This window comes from Haliea sp. (assembly GCF_040222615.1).
In the GTDB taxonomy this organism is placed as follows: Bacteria; Pseudomonadota; Gammaproteobacteria; order Pseudomonadales; family Halieaceae; genus Haliea.
This window is the reverse complement of record NZ_JAVKCQ010000191.1, coordinates 1-11,221: the sequence shown is the minus strand read 5'-3', so window position 1 is coordinate 11,221 and position 11,221 is coordinate 1. Positions and strand designations below refer to the sequence as shown.

9 protein-coding genes are annotated in these 11,221 nt (G+C 60.9%); 4 read left to right on the top strand and 5 right to left on the bottom strand.

The window, feature by feature from the left end; translation table 11 throughout:
• Window positions 1-243, top strand: a 243-nt coding sequence (locus tag RJQ10_RS15390) for a hypothetical protein (protein ID WP_350148175.1), incomplete at its 5' end; no start/stop codon positions are given.
• 1,199 nt (window positions 244-1,442) lie between these two features.
• On the opposite strand, the gene RJQ10_RS15385 is transcribed toward RJQ10_RS15390, so the two are convergent.
• The 5 genes from RJQ10_RS15385 to trxB all read right to left on the bottom strand — a co-directional run bounded on the left by RJQ10_RS15385 (window position 1,443) and on the right by trxB (window position 6,432).
• Window positions 1,443-2,720: a tyrosine-type recombinase/integrase gene (locus RJQ10_RS15385; protein WP_350148173.1), complete on the bottom strand. Its 1,278-nt coding sequence runs from the start codon at window positions 2,718-2,720 to the stop codon at window positions 1,443-1,445.
• A 468-nt stretch (window positions 2,721-3,188) separates the two neighbouring features.
• Window positions 3,189-3,734 (bottom strand): DVUA0089 family protein, encoded by a 546-nt coding sequence (locus tag RJQ10_RS15380; protein ID WP_350148171.1) that lies wholly within the window; start codon window positions 3,732-3,734, stop codon window positions 3,189-3,191.
• Between the two features lie 318 nt (window positions 3,735-4,052).
• Entirely contained in the window at window positions 4,053-4,763 is a 711-nt protein-coding gene (locus RJQ10_RS15375) for an arginyltransferase (protein ID WP_350148169.1), read from the bottom strand.
• Entirely contained in the window at window positions 4,760-5,476 is a 717-nt protein-coding gene (gene aat / locus RJQ10_RS15370; RefSeq protein WP_350148167.1) for a leucyl/phenylalanyl-tRNA--protein transferase, read from the bottom strand. The genes RJQ10_RS15375 and aat overlap by 4 nt, the downstream gene beginning before the upstream one ends.
• 5 nt (window positions 5,477-5,481) lie before the next feature.
• Window positions 5,482-6,432, bottom strand: a complete 951-nt coding sequence (trxB, locus tag RJQ10_RS15365) for a thioredoxin-disulfide reductase (protein ID WP_350148176.1) — start codon at window positions 6,430-6,432, stop codon at window positions 5,482-5,484.
• A gap of 244 nt (window positions 6,433-6,676) precedes the next feature.
• Between trxB and RJQ10_RS15360 the strand changes: the two genes are divergently transcribed.
• Genes RJQ10_RS15360 through RJQ10_RS15350 form a run of 3 tightly spaced genes read left to right on the top strand, consistent with a single transcriptional unit; the run spans window position 6,677 to window position 11,006 of the window.
• Complete coding sequence (locus RJQ10_RS15360; RefSeq protein ID WP_350148165.1) at window positions 6,677-8,989, top strand: DNA translocase FtsK; 2,313 nt, start codon at window positions 6,677-6,679, stop codon at window positions 8,987-8,989.
• Between the two features lie 44 nt (window positions 8,990-9,033).
• Window positions 9,034-9,675: an outer membrane lipoprotein periplasmic chaperone LolA gene (gene lolA / locus RJQ10_RS15355; RefSeq protein WP_350148163.1), complete on the top strand. Its 642-nt coding sequence runs from the start codon at window positions 9,034-9,036 to the stop codon at window positions 9,673-9,675.
• Between the two features lie 2 nt (window positions 9,676-9,677).
• Window positions 9,678-11,006, top strand: coding sequence for a replication-associated recombination protein A (locus tag RJQ10_RS15350; protein WP_350148161.1), 1,329 nt, complete (start codon window positions 9,678-9,680; stop codon window positions 11,004-11,006).
• The last annotated feature ends 215 nt before the right edge of the window (window positions 11,007-11,221 follow it).

The following is an 11,221-nucleotide window of genomic DNA, read 5'->3' as shown; positions in this document are numbered from 1 at the left end:
GGCTCACCTGCAATTGCGACAGCGACAGGTGCATTCTCAGCGGTCAATATTGTCCCTGCATACCAGGCTGACGGAGTTGATGGGGCCACTACGCCCGCGTCAATTTTTGTCATTCAGATAATTTTTCAGTCGGCTCTGGGCAGAGTCCCAATTCTTGGCAGCCATCCTGCAGCTGTAAGCAGACTCACTTCAAATTTTGGCTTCTTCGGTGGCATGGCAACTCTGGATGCAGTCGAGGACTGAGATGGATAATTCTCGTGAGAAAACTTGGCTGGTTTGGATATTCCGAGTTTTATGGCTCCTTTACAGTTTGTTACTCTTGGCAATTGCTCATTTCAATGGTGCTCCACTTGGAAAAGTAATTTTCTCGGTGATACTTGGCACCGGTTGTTGGATAGGCTGTTACCTGTATTTTTCGAAAGAGGACATTCACTTCTTTTCCTCGATACTTAAACATGAAGAGAACCGTTTCACCCGTGCTCTAGCCATGTTTATCATATTAGCTACTATTCACATGATACCCTTTGGTTTGCGTAGTTAAGTTGCTTGACTGAGGGCCGATGTGCGGTGATAGCGGCAGGCGAGCAGGAGTCTTATGACCGACAGAGAGAGTCACTTACGCGTACTTATCCTTACCCCGGGACCAATCAAGCTCTATGGAGGTCTTGCCCTCATTGGGGCTGCCCTGATAGGAACAGGCTTCATGTTCGCTGCTCTGCTCGGGAAGCCCGTGAATTACCCCGCGATCTTCACAGCCATCGGCTACGTGTGCTTCATGTTCCTGCGAGTCTATATTTCCCGAAATCATCCTCCAACCCGCGAACGGCTACAGTCGGCACCTAAGGATCGGGCTTGGGCTGTCATGTCGGGTGGTAGCGTATGGGGGATACCAGCCCTTGGTGTTCTGGCTCTTGTCTTTTACCTCTCCTGGCGTTGGTTTTCAGGATAGCTGGCAGCGCAGCAGTCGCCGTCCGAGACCTTCACCTACGATGTCAACGGTAACCTGGACACGTTGGATGGGGCACCGTTGATCACCTGGTTGAGCTACGACAACCCGGTGACCATCAGCACCGCCTCGGTGAGCTATGGGCAAACCGGGCTCGCTACCGGAAAGTACACAATTGAGCGACCATGCACTATGTGGGTACTGGTTTCGAGGCAATCAACTCGATGGACCTCGGCTTCGATGTGCACCGGCACTATATCAGGGGGAAACGAGGCCTTGGCGCGCCGGTGCTTTCGCAACAAAAAACACTGTCAGCGCGTGACGGGGTTTGTGGTTACACTGTAACCACCTTACCGCGGTTAGGTATTCGTAGTCCAAGTGGGATTTAGCGACGCGATCCCGTCGGCACTTCCCCCCCCATGTTTACCGCGGTCGACGAGCTGTTTCCCGAACGGCCATGGCCTCATGCAGTCGCTCCCTGCGCGACGCAGTTCAGTCATGATTTCTGAGCGGGTTTGGTCGCCAGTCCCTCTTGACAGAATCGCTCCCAATCAGCCATCAGGGTGCGGCGTTTTTCGATCAGTTCGGACCGGGCATAGGCGGCGCGGGTGGCATCGCTGTTGACGTGTGCCAGGGCCAGCTCACAGACTTCCTCCGGATAACTGGTGTGTTCCTGTGCCCATGTGCGGAACGTGGCCCGAAACCCATGCTGCGTGACCTTGTGGCCCATGTCCTTTAAGACTTTGGTCAGGGTCATGTCGGACAATTGCTTCCCCCGCGGACTGACGAAAACCAGATCGCTATCATCGTCGCGAGGGAGACGCTCCAGCAGGGCAGTCGCATCCGGGCAGAGTGGCACTTTGTGGGTGCGCCCGTTTTTCATCCTGGCTCCAGGTATAGTCCATACCTGATCGTCAAGGTCGATCTCGCTCCATGTTGCGCCCCGGATCTCACCAGATCGAGCAGCCGTGAGAATCCCGAACCGCAAAGCCAGCGCTCCAGTAGTCTGTTTGGCGGAAAGCTCCTGCATAAACTCGGGCAGCTCCGACATCGGCATAGCGCGGAAGTGGCGGACTGAGGATATTTTGCCGGGCATCGGTAGGGACAGGTCGAGGTTTCCACGCCAGCGGGCGGGGTTGTCACCAGCGCGGAGCCCCTCAGCGCCAGCCATATCCAGGACCCGCTCGACAACTGCACGTACTCGGGTGGCGGTCTCGGTTTTGGTCTCCCAGATAGGAGTCAGCATTTTGATTATGTGTGCCCGCTCAATATCGGCCACCAGCAGGTTACCGAGGGCGGGATAGGCGTAGGCTTCCAGCATGCTTTGCAGCTTCTTGGTCTGCTTTATGGTCTTGTACTCGCGGGCCTTCTTTGAGTGGTAGGATTCGCCCACGGCGCGGAAAGTGACCGACTTGGCCTGTTCGGCCAGCAGTGAAGAGCGCAAAGCCCTTCGCTCTGTCTTGGGATCAATACCCTGCCTGATTCGCTCCTTCATCTCACGAGCCTTTTGGCGCGCCATGGATAAGGTGACTTCAGGGTAGGGCCCCAAGCCCAGCTCCTGTCGCGTACGCCCCACCATCGTTTTCAGAACCCAGGAGCGGGCAAAGGTGTCGCTCTGAGGAGGAGGAGGGGTGCACTGCAGGTAAAGCCCGTTGACCCCTCCGACGGCGTGAAACTTGGGACAGGGCTTGCCTCGGCTGGGGCCTGACTGGACTGATCCCCACTTCAGGCGGCGGACATGAGCGTCGGATAACTCTTTCGCAATTCTAGGCACTGTCAATACCCCTATGTGGGTACCACTTCTTTTCCGGAATCGAACTTTTTGCTTTAAATCCATCCCTCAACCTATCCTACATAGAGGGATTAATTCCATGCTACAGCATGAACCAAGCCAAGACAACGGAATTGGAAAAAGTACTGTATTTATAAGGTTTTTCGCGATTTGTTGCGACGCGGTGAGACGGGCCATCGGACGAGACCCGAGCCTCCATCTCCCTGTTGAACAGCGTACTTCGGCATCACTCCCGAGCATCGCTATTCCACTAAACAACTGATTTATCAGGCTTGTTCTGGTGTCATACATTCCTATCCGATTGATGCCATTTTGTCTGGTGGTTCACGGACAGGAGCTGCGACTCCGGCCTATTTATCCAGCGGGTGCTCACCGGTTAGGCCCGACATCCACAAGCGCTTCACCCACAAAAAAGCCCACCGAAGTGGGCTGTGTTGTCTGGCGTTCTGCTCACACTTTCCTGCGCCGGACCCAGCCAAGGCCGGCGAGGCCAAGACCCATGAGCGCGAGTGTGGCAGGAGTGGGCACGTTGTTGACCATCGAGCCATCGCGCACAATGATTTCGGAGTTCGAGGCAGTAACATCCAGCTGAAAGCTTTGCGAAAAGGATTCTCCAACGGTGCCCGCAGTTGCCTCTTCGGCGGTAAAGTTGAAGGGACCTATCGCGGCAATGTAATCACCGGCGGTGAGGACGGTGTTAATGATCGCGTCCCCGGCAAATTCCAAGCCATCGTCGTTATTGGCAAACCAGTCATCCACGGTTAAATCACCGTCATCGTTACCCAGCCAGAGTTCCGGATCCCACGAAGTGGTGATGGAAAAAATTTGGAAGGGCGAATCAGAGGTCAGTGAAAAGTACAGATAGCCAACGCCAGTCGAGTTGGTGTTTCCACTGATCAAGGCTGCATTCGCGGCGGGCGCCAGTGCCAGCCCCGCAAGCAGGGAGGACAGCAGCACGGTACGAGACATTACAAGTATCTTCAAGGTGCGCAACATCAGGGTATCTCCGTCAAAAGGGGTTGCTTAGACTAAAGCATTTTTTTGAGCCAGAATTCATAAGCTCATGATAATAATGAAAAAAATATCAGGCCCCGCTGCCTCGCAGGTCGTAATGTAAAAATTCTCGACACATCTGCCCGATATTCCCGCCAGCGACCCGCAATCCTCCCAATCCCGTCGTGTCCGGGACTGGAGAACCCTGGTCCCGGTTTGATCAGGGGTTGATACGGCGAAGCTTCGCAGAGTGCGCAGCTGGCCGGCCGGGAGACAGGCCCATCCGCGCGGCCATCTTCCCGGCAAATACTCAGGCGAGGCTTAAGTGGCTGCCTGCCACTGGCTTTCCCGGTAAAGCTCCAGCGGCCGGTAAGCGGCTTTATAGGCCATCTTGTCGCAGTTTTTAATCCAGTAGCCGAGGTAGAGGTACTCCAGCCCCATCTCCCGGGCCTGGTCAATCTGCCAGAGGATGGCGTAGCTGCCCAGGCTGCGGGGCTCTTCGGCTGGTTCGAAGAAGGTATAGATGGCCGAGAGGCCATCTATCAGGACATCCACCACCGCTATCGCCAGCAGGCGCTCCCCCTCAAAGAACCGGTAATAGCGGGTGCAATCCCAGGCGTTGTTGAGAAACGATTGGTACTGCTCCCGATCCGGCGGGAACATGTCGCCATCGGCGTGGCGCTGTTCGATATAGCGGTAGTAAAGGTCGTAGGCTGCATCGTCGCGGATGTGCTCGCTGCGCACGACGCGCAAATCCTGGTTGCGCTTCCAGGTCCGGCGCTGGGCGCGACTGGGGGCAAAGTGGGTAACGGGTATCCGTGCGGGTATGCAGGCGTTGCAGCGGCCACAGTGTGGCCGGTAGATGTGGTTGCCACTGCGCCGAAAGCCCATATGGGACAGCCGACTGTAGAGAAGCTGGTCGACCTCCTGGCGGGGGTCGATAAACAGGGTCGTCGCTTCCTGGTCTTTCAGGTAGCTGCAGGTGTGGGGATAGGTGGTATACACCTTCAGGTCCCGCAGGGATGAGGTCACGGTAGCAGGTCTCCGCAGTTGGCCGGCAGCTCCCAGATCGCTGGATCTACGCTCGCGTCTACAGTGTGGGCAAGCTCTGCTTCAAAGTCCAGCCTGCTGATGTTGCGCGCCCCCATTGTGTTCATGTGCGCGCTTTCTACCTGGCAGTCGATCAATCGGAACTCTGCCCGGCGCAGGATGTGGACCAGGGCGACCAGGGCCACCCGGGACGCGCTGGGCACCCTGGAAAACATCGATTCACCGAAAAACGCCCGGCCCAGCGCAACGCCGTATAGCCCCCCGACCAGGCGGTCGTCCTCGTCCAGGATTTCCACCGAGTGGGCAATGCCCCGGCGGTGCAGTGACTGGTAGGCCTGGAGCATATCCTCCCCGATCCAGGTACCGTCGCTGCCGCGCCGGGGAGCCGCGCAGGCCGCAACAACGGCAGCAAAGCGCCGATCCACCGCCAATCGCAGACGGTTGCGACGCAGGGTCTTGCGCAGTGAACGCGAGAGGTGCAAGTCATCGAGATAGAGAACGGAGCGGGGGTCCGGGGTCCACCAGAGCACGGGCTGCGGCGCCTCGTACCAGGGAAAGATGCCGCGGCGGTAGGCGGCAGTCAGTCGCTCGGGGGAGAGCCCGCCGCCCGCCGCCAACAAGCCATTGGGGTAATCCAGGGCCAGGGCGGTGGGCGGGAAATCCTGCCCCGGGGCGAGGCGGACAATCCCTGCCACGGAGCTCAGCCCAGGTTGTCGAGGTACTTCTCGGCGTCCAGCGCCGCCATGCAGCCGAACCCCGCCGAAGTGATGGCCTGGCGATAGACATGGTCGCCCACATCACCGGCGGCAAAAACGCCGGCCACGCTGGTCGCAGTGGCGTTGCCTTCGGTACCGCTGTGAATGGTGATATAGCCGTCCTTCATGGCCAGCTGGCCCTGGAACATATCGGTGTTGGGCTTGTGGCCGATCGCGATAAACACGCCTGCCAGGTCCAGCTCTGTGGTCTGGCTGTCGGTAGTGGCCTTGACCCGCATGCCGGTCACACCGCTGCTGTCGCCCAGCACCTCGTCCAGAGTGTGGTTCCAGAGTATCCGTACCTTGCCCTCCTGTTCGCGCTTGAACAGGCGATCCTGCAGCACCTTCTCTGCGCGCAGGCTGTCGCGGCGGTGCACCAGCACCACTTCGGAGGCAATATTGGCCAGGTACAATGCTTCTTCCACCGCGGTATTGCCGCCGCCGATGACCGCGACCTTCTGGTTGCGGTAGAAGAAACCGTCACAGGTGGCGCAGGCGCTGACGCCCTTGCCCATGAAGGCCTCCTCGCTGGGCAGGCCCAGATACTGGGCCGAGGCGCCGGTGGCGATGATCAGTGCATCACAGCTATAGCGGTTGCTGCCTACAAGCTGGAAGGGGCGCACGGACAGGTCCACCGTGTCGATGTGGTCGAAGACCACCGAGGTTTCAAAGCGTTCCACATGGGCCTGCATCTGCTGCATCAGCTCGGGGCCCTGCAGCTCCGCGTGGCCGCCGGGCCAGTTTTCCACTTCTGTCGTGGTAGTGAGCTGTCCACCCTGCTGCATTCCCGTGATTACCACCGGCTTCAGGTTGGCCCGGGCGGCATAAACGGCGGCCGTGTAACCCGCGGGGCCGGAGCCCAGGATGATCAGGGGGTGGTGCTGGACATCGCTCATAGTGGTCATTTCCCGGTTGCTGGTGTTAAATGAAGTGCTTGCGGCGACCGGCTCAGGCCACCCGCCCAGGGGTTCAATGGGGGCAAGCTATGGTAATGTAAACCCCGCTTCCCGGCAAAGGCGAGTTCATTTCTAAATATCCTTTATAAGCTTTTGAATATCATCATAAAATAAGTCACAATTGCCGAAGTAAACTGTGCGGAAAAATGGCTTTTCGCCAGCGTGTACAAGGGGATAGCAAGGCGTGCCGGAAAAAACCCGCAACGATACCGTACTGGGCCCCCGGCTGCGCGAGGGGGCGTTCATCGCCGTCGGCGCGGTCTGCCTGTACCTGTTGCTGGCCCTGACTACCTACAGTGCGAGGGATCCGGGTTGGTCCGCCACCGGGGTCGGCGGGCGTATTGCCAATGCCGGGGGGCCCACCGGAGCCTGGGTCGCGGATGTCGCCTTTTCGCTGGTGGGGTATGCCGCCTACCTGTTTCCGCTACTGCTGGCCTACCGCGCCCTCGTTATCCTGCGCGAGCGGCACAGCAATAAACCCTTCGACTGGGTCACTTTCAGCATTCGCGCCCTGGGCCTGGTGCTGGTGATGATTGCCGGGACTGCGCTGGCGGCGATGAACGATACCGGCAATTCCGGTCTGCCCCAAGGTGCCGGCGGCATCCTCGGCCAGGCCATCGGCGATGCCTTCACCACGGCCTTCAGCGCCATCGGCAGCCGCCTGATCCTGCTCGCGGTGTTCCTGTTTGGCATGACCGTGTTCACCGACCTGAGCTGGCTCAGATTGATCGAGCGCCTGGGCCGCTGGACCCTGGATATCTCAGGGCGCCTGCGGCGCTGGTGCATCGCCACCTTTGATCGCATCCGCGACCGCCGCGAGCGGGAGAAAGCGCTGGAGGCCCGCAAGGCGGTCATCGAGGAGCATGTGGAGCGCGGCAAGCAGCGCAAGCCGCCCAAGATAAAGCCGTTCAAACCGAAGGTGGAAAAAAGCGAACGGGTGGAGAAGGAGAAGCAGCAGGTTCTGTTCGATGCCCCGGTCACCGGAGAGCTGCCCGCGCTGGGCCTGCTGGATGCACAGGTCAAGGACCCCGACAAGGGCTTTTCCGAAGAGGCGCTCTCCGGCATGTCGCGCTTGCTGGAGCTCAAGCTGGCGGATTTCGGCATCAGCGCCGAGGTGGTGGCGGTGTACCCGGGCCCGGTGATCACGCGTTTCGAGATCCAGCCCGCTGCCGGGGTCAAGGTATCGCGGATTTCCAACCTGGCCAAGGACCTGGCGCGCTCCCTGGCGGTGATCAGCGTGCGGGTGGTCGAAGTGATCCCCGGCAAGTCGGTGGTCGGCATCGAGATCCCCAATGAGGACCGGGAGATCGTCAATTTCCGGGAAGTGCTGTCGTCCCGCGCCTTCGACCATTCCAAGTCGCCCCTGACCCTGGCCCTGGGTCACGACATCTCCGGCGAGCCGGTGGTGGCCGATCTGGCGAAGATGCCGCATCTGCTGGTGGCGGGCACCACCGGATCCGGCAAGTCGGTCGGGGTCAATGCCATGCTGCTGAGCCTGTTGTACAAGTCCACCCCCGCGGAGGTGCGGCTGATGATGGTGGATCCGAAGATGCTGGAGCTGTCCGTATACGACGGCATTCCGCACCTGTTGACCCCGGTGATCACCGACATGAAAGACGCCGCCAACGGCCTGCGCTGGTGCGTGGCGGAAATGGAGCGTCGCTACAAGCTGATGGCTCACCTCGGCGTGCGCAATCTCGCCGGTTACAACCGCAAGCTCGGCGATGCCGTCAAGGAAGGCAAGCCCATACTCGACCCGCTGTGGAAACCGGACCCGATTCTGGCCCTGACTGATGAAGAGCAGGAGCCGCCGGCCCTGGAAAGCCTGCCCTCGATTGTCGTGGTCATCGATGAATTTGCCGACATGATGATGATCGTCGGCAAAAAGGTGGAGGAGTTGATCGCACGCATCGCGCAGAAGGCCCGGGCAGCCGGGATCCACCTGATCCTCGCCACCCAGCGGCCCTCGGTGGATGTCATTACCGGCCTGATCAAGGCCAACATTCCCACCCGGATCGCCTTCCAGGTGTCTTCCAAGATCGACTCCCGCACCATCCTCGACCAGGGCGGCGCCGAACAGCTGCTGGGGCACGGCGATATGCTTTATCTGCCCCCGGGTTCCGGTCTGCCGACCCGGGTCCACGGGGCCTTCTGTTCGGACGAGGAGGTGCACCGTGTGGTGGCAGACTGGAAGCGCCGCGGGGAGCCCAAGTATATCGACGGCCTGCTCGACGAAGGCAGCATGACACCGGTCACCGCCGGGGAACTTCAGGCCAGCAATGGTGACGAAGATCCCGAGAGCGACAATCTCTACGATGAGGCGGTGCACTACGTCACCCAAAGCCGGCGCGCCTCCATTTCTTCGGTGCAGCGCAAGTTGCGCATCGGCTATAACCGCGCGGCGCGGCTGATTGAAGCCATGGAGCAAGCCGGGGTGGTGAGCGAGATGAGCAGCAGCGGCCAGCGCGAGGTGCTGGCGCCGTCCCCGCCCGAGTAAGTGACGCCACCTTTCGCCATCCTCCCAGCCACAGGAAAACTACCGTGCCCCGAGACCTGACCCGATTCAACCGCGCCTGCCTGCTGTCGCTGATCCTCGCCGGGCTTGTGCTTGTTGCACCCGCACTGCGGGCCGAGGCCGTAGATGAATTGCTGCAGTCACTGCAGGGCATAGAACGCCTGCAGGGCGAGTTCCGCCAGCGTCAGTACGCACTTGATGGCACGGTCACGGCGGAGTCCGAAGGCAGGTTCCGCCTGCTGCGGCCCGGCTATTTCGCCTGGGAAATCACCAGCCCCGACAGCCAGCTGATTATCGCCAATCCCCGCTACCTCTGGCACCATGACCGCGACCTGGAAACCGTGACCCGCCGTCCGGTTACGGGTAGTGAGGCGATGACGCCGCTGCAGGTACTGGGCGGTGATGGCGAGGCCCTCCGTCGCGACTATGCCGTCAGCCGCGATGGTGAGGGCCGGTTTGTATTGCGCCCGCACAACCCGAATGCCGGCTTCCTGCAGCTGACACTGGGCCTGGAGGGCGCGGTGATCAACGGCATGGAGGTATTGGATAACCTGAACCAGCAGGTGGTGATCGAGTTCAGTGCACTGGACGCGACCACCTCGCTGGCGCCGCTGGACTTTGACTTCAGCCCGCCGCCGGACGCGGATCTTCTCTACCACGACGAGTAAGCGTGAGCACTGACCTGTTCAGCGACGCGGCAGAGCCGGGCTACCAGCCCCTGGCGGCGCGCTTGCGCCCGGCCACCCTGGGTGAGTTTGCCGGCCAGGGTCATCTGCTGGAGCCGGGTAAACCCCTGCGTCAGGCGATTGAGCGACAGCAACTGCACTCCATGATTTTCTGGGGGCCGCCCGGTGTCGGCAAAACAACGCTGGCGCGGATCGTGGCTGCGGGTGCCAATGCGCAATTCCTGCAGCTGTCAGCGGTACTGTCCGGCGTCAAGGAAATTCGCGAGGCGATCGCCCAGGCCAGGCAATTCCGGGCGGCGGGGCGCAACACCGTGCTGTTTGTCGACGAAGTGCACCGTTTCAACAAGTCGCAGCAGGACGCGTTCCTGCCCCATGTGGAAGATGGCACGGTGATTTTTGTCGGCGCCACCACGGAAAACCCTTCCTTCGAATTGAACAACGCGTTGCTGTCCCGCTCCAGGGTCTACAAACTTCGTTCGCTGGAAGAGGAAGACCTGCTGGCGGTGCTGAAGCGCGGGCTGGCGGCGCTGGAGCCCGCCGTGAGCGCCAGCGCGGCATGTCTGCGCCAGGTTGCCCAGCAGGCCGACGGCGATGCCCGGCGCGCCCTGAACCTGCTGGAGCTGGCGGCGGACCTGGCGGAGGAGGGCAGCGCCGGGCGCGAGATCACTGCGGCTACCCTGGCGGAGGTCCTGCAGGCCTCCCTGCGCCGCTTCGACAAGGGCGGCGACCTTTTCTACGACCAGATCAGCGCCCTGCACAAGGCGGTGCGGGGGTCCTCCCCGGATGCCGCGCTGTACTGGCTGTGCCGCATGCTCGACGGCGGCTGCGATCCGCTGTACCTGGCCCGCCGGGTGGTGCGCATGGCCAGTGAGGATATCGGCAACGCCGACCCGCGCGCCCTGGGCCTGTGCCTGGACGCCTGGCAGGTGCAGGAACGCCTGGGCAGTCCCGAGGGAGAACTGGCCCTTGCCCAGGCGGTGGTCTACCTTGCCTGCGCCCCCAAGAGCAACGCTGTCTACAGCGCGTTCAACGCGGCCATGGCGGAGGTCGGCGCCCAGGGCAGCGAGGAAGTGCCACTGCACCTGCGCAACGCACCCACTGCCCTGATGAAAGCGGAGGGCCACGGCGACGATTACCGCTATGCCCACGACGAGGAGGGTGGCTACGCGGCCGGAGAGAACTACTTTCCCGAGGCACTGCAGGACCGTCGCTACTACGCCCCGGTCGATCGCGGACTGGAACAGAAGATCCGCGCCAAGCTGGATTACCTGCGGCAACTGGACCGGGACAGCCCGCGCCGCCGGTACTCCTGAAACCACCCGCGCTCGCTTTCGTGGGCGCCGCGATGCCGCCCGGCAGCTGCCTTTCGCTGACAAAATCAGTACAATGCGCCCCTCCCGAGCTGCGGCCAAGGCGACCCTATGAAGTATCTTCTGTTCATTGCCCTGGGGGGCGCCTCCGGTTCGGTGTCGCGCTACCTGCTGGCGCAGTGGACCCATGCCCATTGGCAGGGCAGCTTGCCGCTGGG

Coding starts and splice junctions, on each gene's coding strand:
- trxB (WP_350148176.1), bottom strand. CDS start 6,432: ATGAGCGATGTCCAGCACCACCCCCTGATCATCCTGGGCTCCGGCCCC.
- RJQ10_RS15380 (WP_350148171.1), bottom strand. CDS start 3,734: ATGTTGCGCACCTTGAAGATACTTGTAATGTCTCGTACCGTGCTGCTG.